Annotated in this window: 15 protein-coding genes and 2 pseudogenes; 9 read left to right on the forward strand and 8 right to left on the reverse strand. The window is 67.9% G+C overall.

Annotated elements, in window-relative coordinates:
* Window positions 1-46: 46 nt before the first annotated feature.
* The gene (locus tag ACH492_RS08410) at window positions 47-553 is read left to right on the forward strand and encodes a DUF6624 domain-containing protein (protein WP_398984127.1); all 507 of its coding nucleotides are present in this window, start codon (window positions 47-49) and stop codon (window positions 551-553) included.
* A 114-nt stretch (window positions 554-667) separates the two neighbouring features.
* Here ACH492_RS08410 and ACH492_RS08415 read toward each other — a convergent pair whose 3' ends face one another.
* Window positions 668-1,021 (reverse strand): hypothetical protein, encoded by a 354-nt coding sequence (locus tag ACH492_RS08415; protein ID WP_398984129.1) that lies wholly within the window; start codon window positions 1,019-1,021, stop codon window positions 668-670.
* A 348-nt stretch (window positions 1,022-1,369) separates the two neighbouring features.
* The gene (locus ACH492_RS08420; protein ID WP_398984131.1) at window positions 1,370-1,723 is read right to left on the reverse strand and encodes a hypothetical protein; all 354 of its coding nucleotides are present in this window, start codon (window positions 1,721-1,723) and stop codon (window positions 1,370-1,372) included.
* A 214-nt stretch (window positions 1,724-1,937) separates the two neighbouring features.
* Between ACH492_RS08420 and ACH492_RS08425 the strand changes: the two genes are divergently transcribed.
* Complete coding sequence (locus ACH492_RS08425; protein ID WP_398984133.1) at window positions 1,938-2,105, forward strand: hypothetical protein; 168 nt, start codon at window positions 1,938-1,940, stop codon at window positions 2,103-2,105.
* 212 nt (window positions 2,106-2,317) lie between these two features.
* On the opposite strand, the gene ACH492_RS08430 is transcribed toward ACH492_RS08425, so the two are convergent.
* Complete coding sequence (locus ACH492_RS08430) at window positions 2,318-4,114, reverse strand: S8 family serine peptidase (RefSeq protein WP_398984135.1); 1,797 nt, start codon at window positions 4,112-4,114, stop codon at window positions 2,318-2,320.
* Window positions 4,115-4,296: 182 nt separating this feature from the next.
* Entirely contained in the window at window positions 4,297-4,854 is a 558-nt protein-coding gene (locus ACH492_RS08435) for a hypothetical protein (protein ID WP_398984137.1), read from the reverse strand.
* 270 nt (window positions 4,855-5,124) lie between these two features.
* Between ACH492_RS08435 and ACH492_RS08440 the strand changes: the two genes are divergently transcribed.
* Window positions 5,125-5,772, forward strand: a complete 648-nt coding sequence (locus ACH492_RS08440; RefSeq protein WP_398984139.1) for a hypothetical protein — start codon at window positions 5,125-5,127, stop codon at window positions 5,770-5,772.
* A gap of 148 nt (window positions 5,773-5,920) precedes the next feature.
* On the opposite strand, the gene ACH492_RS08445 is transcribed toward ACH492_RS08440, so the two are convergent.
* The 4 genes from ACH492_RS08445 to ACH492_RS08460 form a co-directional block, all read right to left on the reverse strand.
* Complete coding sequence (locus tag ACH492_RS08445; protein ID WP_398984141.1) at window positions 5,921-6,901, reverse strand: hypothetical protein; 981 nt, start codon at window positions 6,899-6,901, stop codon at window positions 5,921-5,923.
* A 254-nt stretch (window positions 6,902-7,155) separates the two neighbouring features.
* Window positions 7,156-7,734, reverse strand: coding sequence for an esterase/lipase family protein (locus ACH492_RS08450; protein WP_398984143.1), 579 nt, complete (start codon window positions 7,732-7,734; stop codon window positions 7,156-7,158).
* An 888-nt stretch (window positions 7,735-8,622) separates the two neighbouring features.
* Window positions 8,623-9,015, reverse strand: a complete 393-nt coding sequence (locus ACH492_RS08455; protein ID WP_398984145.1) for a DNA-binding protein — start codon at window positions 9,013-9,015, stop codon at window positions 8,623-8,625.
* A 78-nt stretch (window positions 9,016-9,093) separates the two neighbouring features.
* A complete protein-coding gene (locus ACH492_RS08460) occupies window positions 9,094-9,312 on the reverse strand; it encodes a hypothetical protein (protein WP_398984147.1) in 219 nt (72 codons plus the stop codon).
* Between the two features lie 109 nt (window positions 9,313-9,421).
* Here ACH492_RS08460 and ACH492_RS08465 point away from each other — a divergent pair, with 109 nt between their 5' ends.
* The 6 genes and pseudogenes from ACH492_RS08465 (at window position 9,422) to ACH492_RS08490 (ending at window position 14,952) form a co-directional block, all read left to right on the forward strand.
* A complete protein-coding gene (locus ACH492_RS08465; protein ID WP_398984810.1) occupies window positions 9,422-10,300 on the forward strand; it encodes a Scr1 family TA system antitoxin-like transcriptional regulator in 879 nt (292 codons plus the stop codon).
* Window positions 10,297-10,503 (forward strand): DUF397 domain-containing protein, encoded by a 207-nt coding sequence (locus tag ACH492_RS08470; RefSeq protein WP_398984149.1) that lies wholly within the window; start codon window positions 10,297-10,299, stop codon window positions 10,501-10,503. The genes ACH492_RS08465 and ACH492_RS08470 overlap by 4 nt, the downstream gene beginning before the upstream one ends.
* Window positions 10,504-10,810: 307 nt before the next feature.
* Window positions 10,811-12,100 carry a pentapeptide repeat-containing protein gene (locus tag ACH492_RS08475; protein WP_398984151.1) on the forward strand — a complete coding sequence of 430 codons (1,290 nt, stop codon included), beginning with the start codon at window positions 10,811-10,813 and terminating at the stop codon, window positions 12,098-12,100.
* Window positions 12,101-12,951: 851 nt separating this feature from the next.
* A pseudogene (locus tag ACH492_RS08480) lies at window positions 12,952-13,608 on the forward strand (HAD-IB family hydrolase); the annotation flags it as partial.
* 77 nt (window positions 13,609-13,685) lie between these two features.
* Window positions 13,686-14,346, forward strand: a pseudogene (locus ACH492_RS08485) (IS630 family transposase); the annotation flags it as partial.
* 36 nt (window positions 14,347-14,382) lie between these two features.
* Complete coding sequence (locus tag ACH492_RS08490; protein ID WP_398984812.1) at window positions 14,383-14,952, forward strand: DinB family protein; 570 nt, start codon at window positions 14,383-14,385, stop codon at window positions 14,950-14,952.
* The last annotated feature ends 271 nt before the right edge of the window (window positions 14,953-15,223 follow it).

The raw sequence follows: 15,223 nt of genomic DNA on the forward strand, positions 1-15,223 counted from the left end.
TTGCCGTCTGGCAGTACAACGCATCGACCGGACCGAGGAGTTGAGAGTGGCGCACGACATGGCCGCATTGGCAACCGAACTCGCGAGCATGGCTGAGGCGGATCACCAGGCCGCTGTCCACGCCAACAGCGATGATCCGAACGAGCAGTTGGCGTGGCGGCGTCTGACCGCACGACACGGCGATCGCCTGAACGAGATCATGGATGAGTTCGGCTGGCCCACGGCGGATCTCGTCGGTGAGGAAGCCGCCCGCGCCGCTTGGCTCGTCGCCCAACATGCCGACCGGCAACTCGACGTGCAGCGACGCGCACTCCAACTGCTCCAGCAGGCGGTCACAGCAGGCTCAGCCAGCCGTCGCGAACTGGCATTCTTGCGCGACCGCATGCTCGTCAACGAAGGACGCAGGCAGATCTGCGGCACACAGATCGCCGGCGTGCGCGACGGCGCGCCCGTTCCGTGGCCGAGTGAGGATCCGGATCGTATGGATGCGCTGCGCGCGGAGGTCGGCATCGAACCCTTCGACGAGTACGTCGCCAAGTTCTCGGCACCCTGACTCCCTGTTCCTGACCGGTTCGGGCGGTCCGAGGCCCAAGGCCCCTCTCAGACTTGACTCCTCGGACAGGCCCTGGGCAGGACCGCGTGCAGCGAGCGAAGCTGGAGAACAAGCTTAAGACGCCGGAGCATGCACAACGACGACGTGCCCTTGCGCATCGACGGTCAGGGCGACCCGCTCGACCCTGTTCGTCGCCATGAGAACGACCCACACCATGGCCCACAGAAAGCAGGTGACGAGGCTGAGGATGGCGTGCAGCACATGGTTCACCGGCTGACCACGGACCAGTACCGCCTGCGTCTCTGAACGGGACTCCACGCGCCATCCGCTCGCGATCCGCTGGCTCACTGCCCAGTCGAGGATGAGGCGCCGCTGCGCCTCATCGGGCACGCTCCCTTCGGGTCCGAAGTAGCCGGGCGGTGGCTGGAGTAGTTCCCCCCACCCGGCTCTCACTCTGCGGAGCCTCATGAGCTCACCTCCAGACGTGGGGCCCTCCGTCTCGCCATTCAATGAGCGCGGACGATTCCACCGCGCAGGCTGTGGACCGGGCCGAGGCCATCCACCTGCGGGGACAGGCGAGGCCATGTGTCCAGGGTGCGTCGCGCGGCCGGTCACGGCACGCCGAGATCGGTGTCGGGCGGGCAAGGAACGCGGAATGCCGTCCTCCGTGATTGCGCGGAAGGCCTGCTCGCGGCTTCATCTCCCCGACGGCTCGGTTATCCGGCCCGTCCAGCGAGTCCAGAAGCGCATCTACGGCGACGCCTCGGAGAGCACATCGGCCTACGCCGCCGCGATTTGAGCGCGGTCTGAGCTCAGTCAGAGCGGGTACTCCTCGCCGTCGTCGCCCTGCACTTTCGCACCCAGCAGAGCGGCGACGGCTTTCATCTTGCCGAGCAGCACCTCGTCCGGGTTCTTGACGGTGATCACTCCCTCCCGCCAGTCCAGCCAGGCACCCTCGGTCCCGAGCCCCGGGTGAGTGACCAACCGGGCCAGCAGCGGATTCTCGTACCGCAGCCCGGCAGCGCCCTCCTCCACGGTGGCCTCCGCGGCTCCCGCCATCTCCAGCTCGGGGTCGCGCTCGACCACCGCGGCCCACTTCTCACCGCAGATCGGCTCGTCCTCCTCGTCCCACCAGAATTCGCGTCGCGTGATGTGTACGTCGTAGCCCACGGGCCGCATCGTACGAGCACCTGCAGGATTGCCTGGTGAGTTGAATCCTCGGGCAGGCGTGGGACAGCGTGTGCCGTCCTCGCCGCGGCTCTGGCCCCGGCGGCCACCGCGTTCGAGAAGGTGATTCGAACCTGCACACGGCTCCGGAGCCCGGACCGGCACCACGGCCGTCACCCGGCTCCGCCGCCGGCTCGGCGGCGGACTGCTTCTGCTGATGGGCGCGTACGCGGCGTACCGCGGCTGGTACGAGATCCGCGTCCAGCGCACCCCGGCCGTCCGGGACCCGGTCATCGACGCACCGGGCGCCGTCCTGCGCAAGATCACCGACGCCCTTGACGCCGTCGCGCTGCAGCGATTGCCGGCGTCTTCACGGGCCTGCTGATCGCGGCTCTGGCGCTGGTGCGGGTCGGCGGGTCCGACGCCGGCGCGCCGCGGACATGCCCCGCACACCCCCTGAGGCCCTTGAGGCGCTGCCGTCGGCCCGTTATCGGGGTCTGGCCGCCGTCAGCGGCTGATCCGGCGTGATCCGGCTGACCAGGGCCGTCCCCGGCGCGTGGCGTCCGACGCCGGGGACGGAGCATGCGGAGCCGTTCTTCAGCCTCGAGGAAACACCCCGGCCGCCGCATACAGGTGTTCGCTGCGGTAGTCCTGCTCCCAGGTGGTGGGGATGCCGAGCGCGGTGGGGGCATCGGCGATCCCGGCACCGATGCGGGCCGGGTCGGCGCCGGGCAGAGGGCGGCAGGCGGTCCGCAGCAGGGTGTGCACAAGGTCGGCGCGGGCCGGGGTGCGCGGGACGGCCTGAGTGCGCAAGTGGTCATGGTGCGCCAGCAGCAGCGCCGCCAGCCCCGTGACGTGGGCAGCGGCGATCGCGGTGCCGTCGGCGGGGGTGTAGCCGTCGCCGAGGCCGGTGGTGATCACCGCCGCGCCGGGGGCGACCAGGTCGACGCCGGGTCCGGTGGGGGTGAACGGGGCCGAATAGGGCCCGGGCCAGGGCGGTTGTACGGCCGCGAGGGGGCTGTTGGCGGGACATGTGCCGGTGTGGGCGATCGCCCCTACCGCAAGGACGCCGGGCAGGGCGGCGGGGTGGGTGAGCGGGCCGGGGGTGTCGCCGGCCGGGGCGATGACGGTGATGCCGGCAGCGTGCGCGTCCAGCAGCTTCCACGCGACCAGCTGGGAAGGGGCCTCGTACGCGAGGCTGAGCTGGGCGACATCGATGTTGTTTGCTACGCAGTAGTCGACCGCCTGCAGCAGATCGCTGACGTGCCCGCCGGGGAAAAGCTTGAGGGCGTGGAGCTCGGCCTCCGCGGCGATCCCGGTGATGCCGGTGCGGTTGTCGGCTGCGGCGATGATCCCGGCGCACCAGGTGCCCCGGCCGGTGAGGTCCACTCCCCATGTGCCGTTTCCGGTGCCGGTGAAGTCGTGGCCGTTCCGGACGGTGTCCTTCAGATCGGGGTGGGCGGTGTTCACGCCGGAGTCGAGGAGGGCGATACGGATGCCGTGGCCGCGATAGGTCGGGGGGATCTGGTGGAGTCGCATGGCCTGAACTCCCCAGCCGCTCACCGCCCGGCCGGGGAAGCCCTCGAACGTCTCGGACAGGGCCTGCACTTCGACCACGGCCTCTCCGCTGTCGCCCGTGGGGCGGGGGCAGCCGGTTCGCAGGGGCCAGTAGCCGCCCACCGGCCGCACACATACGGCCTGGACGGTGTCCGGGGTGTCCGCGGACAGGGTGAGGGTCACCCGGCCGTCCGGGCCGGTGACCCCGTGCGCGGTCGCGCCCGTGCCGATCGTCCACACGTGCGCGCCCCGAACTGCCTCCCCGTCGCTGCCCTTGACCTGCAGCGTGAAGTGCCCGGGCTCCTCCAGCACGACGGCCAGTGCCGGATCCATCACGGACACGGTCGTGCCGGCTCCGCCGCCGACCGATGGGGTGGGCGTGTAGGAGAGGGGCTGGTCGATCTCAACGACGACCTGGGGGTTCGCCGCCAGGGCGTGGGCCCGTTCGTCCGGCATCGCGACCACCGCAACCGGCGGGCACGCGAGATGCGGCTCGGCGATCGCCCCGAGCCCCCGCGAGCGTGACGGCCGTACCTGTGCCAGAGGTTCCACGTCGGGGTCCTCCTCCAGCAGCGCGAACAGCGCGGCGGCCTCGATCGGCGGCACCCCACCGCCCATCAGGCCCACCGGGCGTGGCGCTACCAGATACCGACCCCACCCGGCCCGCACACCCCGCCCCGGCACACGGGACTCGGGTCGCTCGTGCCGTCCCTCGTCCCTACCGCGCGGCTCGCTCGTGGCCGGCGGCTGCTTGCCCGCGCCCCCCTGCGTGCCCTGGGCCTTCGCGCCCTTGCCTCCGTTGCCCGGCTTCATGCCGCTGCCGCCCTGCTCACTCATCACCCAACCGCCATCTCAGACTCAAAGGGTCGTTACGTGTCCTGGATCTTCCGTTGTTGCTGGTGGGAGCGGGCGTGTCTCCGCTCCCACCAGCGGCCCGCCGCCCGGTGCCTCGCACCGGGCCGCGGATCCGGTCGGGCGGCCTGCCCATCGGGAGTGGGGCAGGCGGCGCCCGGCCGGTCTCACATGCCCATCTGCGACAGCTGCCCGTACTGCGGCTGCTGCCCGAACTGACCCTGACCCTGGAGCTGGCCGAACTGGCCCTGCGGCTGCTGGCTGGGGAACTGACCGAACTGCTGGCCGTACTGGCCGGCCTGGCCCTGCGGCTGCTGGCTGGGGGACTGACCGAACTGCTGGCCGTACTGGCCGGCCTGCCCCTGGCCGGTGATCTGGGCCAGCGTGGTGTGAACGACGGGGGCGATCCGGCGGGCGCATTCGGTCAGCACGTTGCTCCAGGCGTGCGGCGGGATCTGCCCCTGAGCCTGGATCCCCATCAGGATCTGCGGGTCCATCCGCAGCTGCTCCACCACCGCGCTCACCGCAGTCACGGCACAGCGCAGCGACAGCTCCGTCACCAGCTGCGGCAGCTGCTGCTGTCCCTGCATCCCGAACTGGCCCTGCTGGCCGAACGATGACGAGCCGAACATCTGCTGCGCGATGGGGGGCTGACCGTACGGCTGCTGGCTCCAGGGCTGCTGGATCTGCGGCTGGCCGATCTGCTGGGGGGTGTAGACGGACATACGGGCTCCTCCTTGAGTTTCCGGATGCACACGATGAGCGACGAACCGAAGCTCGGCCGCCGCCACGAAGCAGCAAACCACCAACCGACGAAGGGTGCATTCCGTGACATACCGCCAAGTGATGTGGTCGCACGCCGACGACATCGGCCATCCACGCGGTCGCGGCAACAGCCCTGCGCACGACTGCTCCGACCTGCTCACGACTGCTCCGAACGCACCGGCGGGGCGGGCGGGTGGCCGATCCGCGCCAATGGGCGCACGCTGGAAACCATGGGCGTGCACTCATCCTCCGGCGCTCAACGTGTGCTGCCCGCGCTGTCGCCGATGCTGGCGGTGATCGGCCCGCCGCCCGGGCCGGAAGCCGAGGCCGAGTACGCGTACGAAACCCTCTGGAACGGGGCCCGCGTGATCTCCCACCTGCCCGGGGACGGCAGCGTGCGGCTACTGGCCGCCACCGGGCTGGACGTCACCGCCCAGTACCCCGAACTCCAGGCGCTGGCCGCTGTGCTGCCCGGGCCGGAGGCAGTGCTCGACGGGGAGATCGTCACCCGGGACAGCGAGGGGCGCCCGTCCGTGCAGCGGCTGCAGCAGCGCATGAGTCTGCACCACCCGGACGCGGTCACCCACGCAGCCAGGGACCTGCCCGTCAGGCTGATGCTCTTCGACATCCTCTACCTCGGGGAGCCGACCGTGCAGCTGCCGTACACCGCCCGCCGCGACCTCCTCGACGACCTCGCGCTGGCTGGACCGGGCATCGCCGTGCCCGCGGCCTGGCCCGCGATGGCAGCCGAGGCACTGGAGCAGAGCGTCCTCGAGGGCTACGACGGCGTGGTCGCGAAACGCCTCACCAGCCCCTACCTGCCCGGACGCCGCTCCCGCGACTGGATCAAGATCAAGCACCTGAACCGGGACACGTGAACCGCTCGCGCAGGACCGTCGGGCTCGATTTCGTCTCCGCCGCAAAATACGCGCTGGGCCCGCGCGCAGAGGCCGTCCGCGGCGGGCCCACGAAGGGAGCGGGATCCCAAACCCCTTCCCGGATCCCGAACCCCTCACAACCAGCCAGTCAGTCGTAGGCTCGCACGACCGCTGAAAGGATGGTGGCGCGTGCTTGATGGCGGCGTTCGTAGTCCAAGACTCGCCAGGCGAGGCCCGATTCGGTGTCCTGGAGGCGTTTGAGGATTTCGTCCGCGGTCATGCTGTCGTAGCCCGGCCAGGGCTCGTGCCCGAGCAGATCCGCAATCCTGCTCAAGATCACGGGGCGGCCCGCGTGAGAACGCTCATAGGCGTCGACTGTGGCCAGGTCAGCCTGGGGCAGGTGCGGAAGCCGGTCGAGGATCGACTTGGTGCTGCGTCTGCGGTAATCCGGGATCGGCAATTCGGCCTCCGTGATGAAGGCTCCCTGCGGTGCACTCTGGAGCCGCTCCACACCCGGCACACGCTCGGCGGATTCCCGCAGCCAGTTGCTCCAGGCGCGGACCGTCCGGGTGATGCCTGCCGCCGGTGAGCCGTCAGCGGTCTCGGCGGCCACCACTTCCTCGGCGCGCTGTTCGAGGCTGCTGCCCAGCTCCTCCAGTGCCTCCTCGCCGTCGCGCCGGATGGAGTTGAGCAGATCCGAACTGCCGGCGTCCTCGGCGTCCTGAGCCATGCGCTCGGCGGCCCGGCAGACGGCCACGGCGAGCGCGGTGACTGCATACTCGTCCTCAGCGTTCTTCAGCAACTGATGCTTCGTTGTCTTCCCCTGACCTCGCAGCATGACCTGCGGGACAGCCATCGCCGCGTCGAAAGGCAGCCGGGCGGCTCGCCCGGTGAGGTGCCAGGCATTGCCGAGAACGGTCTGCACCCCGCCGCGGGGCCGCAGCGCGCGCAGGTGTTCGTCGATGCGGTATACGTGGCCCCGGGCGTCGCCGGCGCGGCGCTCCAATGCCTCCCGGTGCTCCCCGGGGGGCGTGACCGCGAGATGGCTTCTGAAACGGTCAGCAAGCGCAGCCTCGGTCTCGCGTACCTCGCGCAACGCCGGAATGAGTAGGTCTGTCGTTACGGCCATCGCGTTCCCTCCGGGTGATGCGATGCTCGGCAAGGACCAGTCCTTTCCACCGTTGCTGAAAGCGGCCGCTCCCGCATCTGGGGGACCGGCTCCGGCATCAGAACTTCAGCGACGACCGGAACTTCCCACATGGGGTTCGTCAAGCGCCGTCGGAGATGGCCGTTCGGTGGGGGCGGTTCACCTGCCCCCGGCTGCCTGGGCTGGGGTGCGCCCGTGGTTGTGGAGTTCGAGGGTGCATACCCTGCCCCCGAACGCTACGTTGCCGACGGCCACTGATCAGATGCAGGCGGTGTGAGGGGCAGTTCGGGCTGCCCGGCCGGAGATGTGAGCGCGTGACAGACGGCGTCGATCATGCCGCGGTGGAACAGCATCGACAGGTGGCCGACACCATGAACGGCTACGTGGTCGACGAGCAGATCCGGGTGACTGATCCGGGCATGACCGGAGGGGATGACCATCTCGTCGAGTTCGCTGTGGAAGGCGACGAAACGGGTCCGGCATCCCGGCGAAGGCAAGGCCAGTTCGGCGAGCAGGGCACTACCCGGCCGGATCTGCCCGATCATTGGGGACGGGCCCGGCACGATCGCGGCCCAGGTCCCCTGATGGGGCGCTCCCAGAGTGACCACGGTGTCCACCCGGGCATCGCCGCCCAAGCGTTGCGCGTAGTAACGGGCAATCAGGCCACCGAGGCTGTGACCGACTACCTTGACTCGCTCGGAGCCACCGTGCTCGCACAACCGTCGCACTTCCACGGCCAGTTGCTGCGCGGCATCACCGATATCCCCTGCCAGGGAACGGTAGTTCATCGCCGACCACGCACGGGAAGCCACCACGCAGCAGTCCCTTGCGCAGGACCGTGAGGACCGCCCGGCTGCCGCCCAGCCCGTGTACGAGCAGCACGGGAGCGTGAGCGGCGGTCTCCCCGGGCACGATGCCGTGCGCGGTCGGCAGGCGCGGCAACGAGGTGTGACCGGTGCAGACGCTCCCGCGACTGTCGCCGGTGCCGAAAGGAAGAAGAGCCAGGGCCGCAGTGACGGGACGGCAGCTGCCTCCGTGACCGCGCCACGCGCCATCCAGCCGACTCTTTGTGCTGGGTATCGGTCCATCCCCTGCGTACCTCCTGCGTCCCGCGCCCACATGGGAACAGCGGCCCCTCCGGTATGCCACCGCCAGGAATCGTGCCGTCGCGGCACTCATTGCATGCAAAGCAGTCGCCGCCCAACCTGGCCGTGAGCCATGGCCGGATTGTCCCTATTGTGCTTTGAGGCCGCTGGGCCCGGCGGATCAGGCGTCGGAGGGTTCCTGTCGGAGGGTTCTTGCCGGGTGCCACAAGGGCGCGGGAGGTCACCCAGGCTTCACGCCGGGGTCATCCAGACTTCATGCGGGAACTGGTGGACACGGCCGTAGGAGCCATCGGTCCGCCGCCTCGCTCAGCGCATCGGGCACCGGGACGCCGCACGGGTCCCCCGCGGTCGCAATCCCCGGACGCCGCACGAAGCCCGGCTCGCAACGCACAAGCGCACGGCGGAGCCGAGGCCGTGGCAGACCCAGGTATTGTCCCAGGTCAGGGGCTTAAGTGGCGATCCGTCAGGCTCGCGGTCCCGCGCAGGTCCCGCGGAAATGAAATGCCCTATATGCCGCCCAGGTGTCGACGGATGGCCTACACAATCCCCCGCTGGGGCATCAGTCCCTGGCCTCACTGCACCTGGAGGAGCGTCGGGTCAGACCTTGATGACGGTGACGCGTCCACCGCACAGGGCGGTGAGGTCCTCCGGGTCCGAGGCGAGGATCGTGACCGGTCCGGGGGCGACGAGGGCGGTGGCACCGAGCATGGCGTCGATGGCGTACTTGTGCCCGTGAAGGCCGGCGTCGGCGAGGAGGGCGGCGGCGTGGCGGGCGATCGGCTCGGTGACCGGTTCGATGATGAGGCGGGACAGGGTCCACTCCAGGGCAGGGCGGTTGATCCGAGGGTGGACCACTTCGACGAAGGTGGCCGCGCTAGTGATCACACGCATGTCGTCCGCCCGGGCCAGGGCGAGCCATCCGGTGACGTCGCGGTCGCGCAGCACGGCCTTTGCCAGCCCTTCGCTGTCGAGGACCAGGGAGCTCGGCACTCGCTTAGGGCAGTGGTTGAGCTTGGCAAGAACCGCTGCGGTGATCGCCCGACTCCGCTGAGAGGACAGATCCGAAAGTCACGGGCCGGGCTTGTGGCCGTGGGGGACCGCGTCGTGGCGGGCGACGAGAAGCGCTGTGGTCTGCACGGTCTCGCTGTCTCTGGCCCAACCGCAGTCGGGCAGTTGCTGAACGGTGAGCAGCCGCGCAAGGCGGGCGCCGTGCCGGGTGGAGCTGAGCGGCTGCTTGAAGCGAGCTGTGGGGGTGCTGAGTTGAGGCGAGTGGATTTCCGACTTCATGTGACAGAGCGTGGCCGGATACCCGTACGCTGACCAGGGAAAAATTCCGGCACGGAGAGTGCGTGTACCGGTACGTTCGGTTGTCTGTCCGGGGTGGCGGGTGGTCGTGGTGGTGAACGAGGCTCAACAGAGGGACGCCGAGAGGCGGCCGGATCCGCCGGAGGACGCGGACGGCGCGGCGGATCTGTACCGAGCCGTGGGCAAGCAACTGAAGCTGCTGCGGGAGCGGGCGGGGCTGACGCAGAAGGAACTGGGCGACCGGCTGGGGTACGGAGAGGACCTGATCTCGTCCCTGGAGCGGGGCCGCAGAACGCCGCAGCCGGAGCTGCTGGATGCGGCGGACGATCTGCTCGGCGCGGGCGGCCTGTTGAAGGCAACGAAGGCGGACGTGGCTCGGGCGAAGGCTCGGGCGCGGGTACGGCACCCGGCTTGGTTCCGCGACTATGCACGCCTCGAGGCAGAGGCCGTCGAGGTCAACTTCTACAGCACGCTGACGGTGCCGGGGCTGTTACAGACGGAGGGGTACGCGCGGCTTACCTTTGCCGTCAGGCAACCCCTGCTGGCCGAGAACGTCATCGAACAACGGGTGGCCGCACGGTTGGCGCGGCAGGAGATCCTGACGCGGTGGCCTTCACCGATCGTCACGGCGATTATCGACGAGTCTGTACTGCGGAGGCAGATCAGTGGCTGGGAAGTTCAACAGGGGCAGCTGAGGCACCTTTTGCGCCTGGGCAAGCTGCGCAGCACGACGATTCAGGTGTTGCCGCTCGACTGCGAGGAGAACGCCGGCATCGACGGTCCGTTCATCCTGCTCACCCCCAAGGGGAAGCAGCAGGTGGCGTATGTGGAGGTGCAGGGCGTCAGCCGACTGATCACGGAGCCCGAGGACGTCCGTATGCTGGCTGTGCGGTATGGGAGCATCCGGGGGCAGGCCCTAACTCCCCGCGAGTCCTTGACTCTGATCGAGAAGATGCTGGGAGAAGCATGAACACCGAGGTATCCGCGTCCGGCACCGCTGAACTCGGCTGGTTCAAGAGCAGCTACAGCGGAGGCGAGGGCGGCGAGTGCGTAGAGGTCGCCGTTGAGACGTCCACCGTCCACATCCGTGACTCCAAGGACATTCGGCGCCCGTACCTCTCGATCCGGGCAGCCGGGTGGGCGGCGTTCTTGGGCTTCGCGGCGGGACGCTGACCCCTCGGTCCGCAATGACTAAGGGCGCTGGGGATGACAGCCCGCAGCGCCCTCGCGCGAATAACGCAGCCGCTAACTCGCAGGTCAGCCAAGCAGCTTGGCGATGGTGAGGGCGATCCGCTCGATCGCATGGGTCACGAGAGCGCCGGCTTTCTGCCTGGCCGGGCGAGTGTGACTTGGCGCGTTGGCAACAGGTCGGGCGACACGGCTCTCATCACGATACGGCCGCAACCACTGGCGGCAGCCCTTCACCAGATATCCCGACACCTCAACCTCAAATCCCGCTCTAAACAACCCACTTCACTGCATGTCGCACATCGCGCCAGGACATCATCCCGCCATGACGCCAACGACGAAGCGCAAACTCGTCTGGGGAGTAACTGGTGCTGCGGCCGGAGCCCTCCTCCTCGCTGCCCTCGTCTGGGGCCCCTGGTACTTCGAAGGCCACCACGTCCGCGACAACAGGCTCGCCCCCAGTGCCGGCATCATCGTCACCGGCTTTCGAACCATGCTCGTCGCCCTCGCCGCAGGCGCCATCGGAGCACTCGGCCTCTACTACACCGGCAAGAACCACCGCCTGGCTCGCAAGCAGTTCGCCCAGAGTCAAGACCAGTTCAGCCTGGCGCAACAGCAGTTCGAGCACGCGCAGGAACAGTTCAGGCACACCCAAACCAGGGACCGAGAGCAAGCGGAGTTGACCCTCGAAGCCCAAGTAACAAATCGATACGTCGAAGCGATCAAGATCCTCAGTTCCGACAACATCACCCAGAGGCTGGGCGGCATTTACTCACTGGAACGCATCATGCGAGACAGCGTTAAGGACCGCCGAACCGTCCTCGAAGTACTCTCCGCCTTCATCCGCAACCCGCCGCGCCCCGAGGAAAAGGACAAGGGGGAGCCCGCGAAGCCAGAGGACCCATGGATGGAACCCCCGGACATCACCGTGGACGTCCAAGCCGCCTTGACGGTGATAGCGCGACGAGACTATGCAGAAGGAACCGAGAGCATCGACCTAACAGCCTCCTCCCTGCGACGAGCCAACCTGCAGCGGGCCCGCCTCGCCGGTATCAACCTGCAGGGCTCTGACCTCTGTCTGGCGCAGATGGACCAAGTGGATCTAGCCGGTGCTGATCTCAGCGACGCAGTTATGAGGGGTGCTCAGATGCAAGGCGCGGTGCTCCGCAAAGCAAGCCTGAAGGGAGCAGACCTGAGGAATGCGAATCTTGCCAATGCAGACCTCGCAGAGGCAGTACTGGCGTCGGTCCAGCTTGAGGATGTTAACGGCCTGAAGGTTCCACAGCTCGTCAGGGCACTGATCGACAGCAGTACGGAACTATCGGAAGATCTCGCAAGCAACGGCATAGTCAAGGATCGAATCGCCAAGGTCGAAAAGGGGCGCAAGCGGGCCACCCAGCGCGGCTTCGAACGCAGCGGAATCATCCGGTGCGGTCTGTCAGCCGATGAACGGGCCAGGCGAGAGCAAGTGCCGTTCGAGGCTGTCGACATGTGCGCTGAGGATGCGACGGAACGGGAGGTCTCCGGCCCTTACGGGTCTCGCGGATCTTGGCGAGGCGCGCCCACCGCAGCCTGCGGATGAGGCGGCCAGTCGCAGCCCGCGACCGGCCGCACGTCTACTACCTGTCGCACTAGCGTGGGCCCACCTCAAGACGCCGTTGGCCAACTCGCAAGGCTGGTCAAGCCCGGCCCAGTGCCGACTCACCTCTGGGCCACTGCGCCACGCTGACCTGGAAGTCGTAGTCGACGGGACTGCCGATCCCGGCCTACGGGGCTGTCTCATCATCGAGCGATGGGCTCGGGAATCCCAAGCGCGCGACCGGCTGTTCACGGAAAAGAACTGGGCAAAATTGATCATCTAAAACACGGCCCAGAACCAAGGGAAGTCGCAGTCAGGGAGAACGCAATCAAAGCCCCCGGACCGACACCAATAGGCGTCGATCCGGGAACTCGCTTACATCCCACAAAAGCGACACGCGTCAATTTCGCTGAAGCGATTCTCAATTTCGATCGGCATCGCCACCACGGCTCTGCCAATTACAGATCGCCAATACCGCCGCCGTTCCAACCCCTGCAATCGCAGCTGCGGCCGACGTCTGTTCTGCACCAAGAACCCCCGCGAACACGAGTGCACAGAGAACTCCGGCCACTGCCAACACGCTGCTGACCAGCAGATTCCGGTGCCGAGTTAGCCGAGGTGGCTGGACTTGCGACGGTTCGGATGGGCTTTCGTGGCCATCCGCCGTAGAATGGGACATGGAGAAGGCTCTCCCTTCTTGGGATCTGCGATAAGCCACTCCAGGCGGCCTCCTGTTACAGCAGGGGGCCGCCATTTTCCATTCATGCGGCCTAGGCCATCCGGGTGACCCGGTGGCTTCCATGGTGTACCCGAGAGCCTTCTCAGGCAAACCCACGCGCCCCAGCTTACGCCGAATGGTGGGCGCCTATGCTCGGCTCGTGGAAAACCGCTTTCCTTTGAAGATCGACGCCTTCTTTGATCTGGACAAGACGGTCATTACGAAGTCCAGCACGCTGACTTTCAGCAAGTCGTTCTACCAAGGCGGCCTGGTCAACTGCAGAGCTGTGCTGCGCACGGCGTACGCACGGTTCGTCTTCCTCGCGGGCGTACCGACCACGACCAGATGGAGCGGATGCGGGCCTACCTGTCCGCGCCCTGCAAGGGCTCGAACGTCCAGCAGGCCGAGGAGATCGTCGCCGAGACCCTGCACGACCACATCGACCCGATCATCTACGACAAGGCCGTCCCACTTACCGAGGAGCACCACACCGCGGGCCGCAAATCCGAGCCGATCGGGCGGCTTCTCGGCGCCGACCGGGTCGTCGCCACTCGTACGGAGGTCGGCGAGGACTCCCGATTCACGGGCGAAGTGGAGTACTACGCATACGGCCCACCAAGGCAGAGGCCGTGTCAGGGAGCCAGCCGAGTCCGAGGGGGTGGACCTGGAGCGCTGCTACGCGTACAGCGACTCCTTCACCGATGTGCCGATGCTGGAGTCGGTTGGCCGTCCGTACGCCGTCAATCCGAACTGGGCACTGGACTGGGGTAGAAAGGAATCAACGGCCCGCGAGACCAAGGGCACGCGGCGGCCCCGGCATTGATCCTGCGTGAGGGAGATCGGGGGAGCTGTCCCGGTTGACCCGGTCGAGTGGGCATCTCGGATGCGACCGTGGCCAAGGCGTGGCGGGAGTACCGGTCCAGCCGTGGCGGGCCGAGAGCTTCCGGTTCTCCGCCGACCCGGAGCTGGTCGGGAAGGTCACCGACGTGGTCGGGCGCGCTACCTGAACCCAGCGGAGAACGCGATCGTGCTGTGCGTGGATGAGAAGTCCCAGATCCAGGCGTTGGACCGGACCCCGCCGATCCTGCCGCTGCAGCCCGGGCCGGCCGAGCGCCGCACCCACAACTACGTCCGGCACGGCACCTCGACCCTGTTCGCGCGCTCTGGATATCGCCACCGGCCAGGTCACCGGGGCCTGCAAGCCCCCGGCACCGGCACCAAGAGTTCCTCGCCTTCCTCAAGCAGGTCACCCGCGCCTACCCCGAAGGCGGTCTGCACCGGGTGATGGACAACTGCGCCCGCCCACAAGCACCCGAACGTGAAGAAGTGGCTGGGCGACAACCCGCGGGTCGTCGTGCACTTCACACCGACCCACGCGTCGTGGATGAACCTGATCGAGGTCTGGTTCTCCCTGATCGTGCGTCAAGCCATCCACCGCGGCACCTTCCGGTCCGTCCGCGACCTCAGCTCCAAGATCCGCGCGTTCATCGACGGCTGGAACGACCGCGCACACCCGTTCGTCTGGACCAAGAAACTGACTAGCGAGCTTGGGCCCTCACGGACGAACATGGAACGCATGAGTGACCAACCCGCACGATGGAGCCGGGCAAGCATCTACCCCGACATGTGGGCTGACCCGGACGACGACCCCCGCAACAGCGAAGGAGTCACTCCGGACGGCGAGCTTGCGACGCTGCAGGACTTCCTGACGAACTACCGCATGACCCTGCGGATGAAGTGCGAGGGCCTGGACGCGGAGCAACTGGCCCGTCGGTCGGTTTCGCCGTCGACGATGTCGCTGCTCGGCCTGATTCGGCACCTCGCCGAGGTGGAACGGGACTGGCGCAACTGGATCAGCGACGGTGATCCGCTGCCGAAGCTGTACGGCGAGAGTGACGCGGACTTCGACGGAGCTGTCGCCGAGCAGGCCGAGGTCGACGCTGCGTACTCCGCTCTGGCGCGCGAGCAGGCCGCGACCGACGCCGCGCTGGCCGAGCACCCGGATCTGAGCGAGCGTCTGGGGAAGGACGGGATCGCAGTCCGGGAGCTGATGGTGCACAGGATCGAGGAGTATGCCCGTCACTGCGGGCACGCCGATCTGTTGCGCGAGTGCATCGACGGAAGGGTGGGCCAGTGAAGTGGGCCGGGGGTCACATCCGCCGCCGGAGGCGCATGCAGGATTGCGGTGAACGACAATTCGGCTCGAACGCTCCTCACAATCCAGCCAGACTTCCGCAGTAGTTGAAGCGCGAGCGCAGTTCGTCCACGCTCAGCGGAGTCTCGTCGGTCGTAGCTGAGATGCGTCACGCTGTCACTGACCCCTCACTGTGCCGGCACAGCGGACCGCTTACGCCCGATCTTGCCGCTGGTCGGGGCCGGACGATTTGCCATCTCAGAGCCCCGCGTAC

The sequence above is a fragment of the Streptomyces sp. NPDC019443 genome, assembly GCF_044389785.1.
Classification (GTDB): domain Bacteria; phylum Actinomycetota; class Actinomycetes; order Streptomycetales; family Streptomycetaceae; genus Streptomyces.

Coding starts and splice junctions, on each gene's coding strand:
- ACH492_RS08415 (WP_398984129.1), bottom strand. CDS start 1,021: ATGAGGCTCCGCAGAGTGAGAGCCGGGTGGGGGGAACTACTCCAGCCA.
- ACH492_RS08425 (WP_398984133.1), top strand. CDS start 1,938: ATGGGCGCGTACGCGGCGTACCGCGGCTGGTACGAGATCCGCGTCCAG.
- ACH492_RS08430 (WP_398984135.1), bottom strand. CDS start 4,114: ATGAGTGAGCAGGGCGGCAGCGGCATGAAGCCGGGCAACGGAGGCAAG.
- ACH492_RS08435 (WP_398984137.1), bottom strand. CDS start 4,854: ATGTCCGTCTACACCCCCCAGCAGATCGGCCAGCCGCAGATCCAGCAG.
- ACH492_RS08440 (WP_398984139.1), top strand. CDS start 5,125: ATGGGCGTGCACTCATCCTCCGGCGCTCAACGTGTGCTGCCCGCGCTG.
- ACH492_RS08445 (WP_398984141.1), bottom strand. CDS start 6,901: ATGGCCGTAACGACAGACCTACTCATTCCGGCGTTGCGCGAGGTACGC.
- ACH492_RS08460 (WP_398984147.1), bottom strand. CDS start 9,312: ATGAAGTCGGAAATCCACTCGCCTCAACTCAGCACCCCCACAGCTCGC.
- ACH492_RS08470 (WP_398984149.1), top strand. CDS start 10,297: ATGAACACCGAGGTATCCGCGTCCGGCACCGCTGAACTCGGCTGGTTC.
- ACH492_RS08475 (WP_398984151.1), top strand. CDS start 10,811: ATGTCGCACATCGCGCCAGGACATCATCCCGCCATGACGCCAACGACG.
- ACH492_RS08490 (WP_398984812.1), top strand. CDS start 14,383: ATGGAACGCATGAGTGACCAACCCGCACGATGGAGCCGGGCAAGCATC.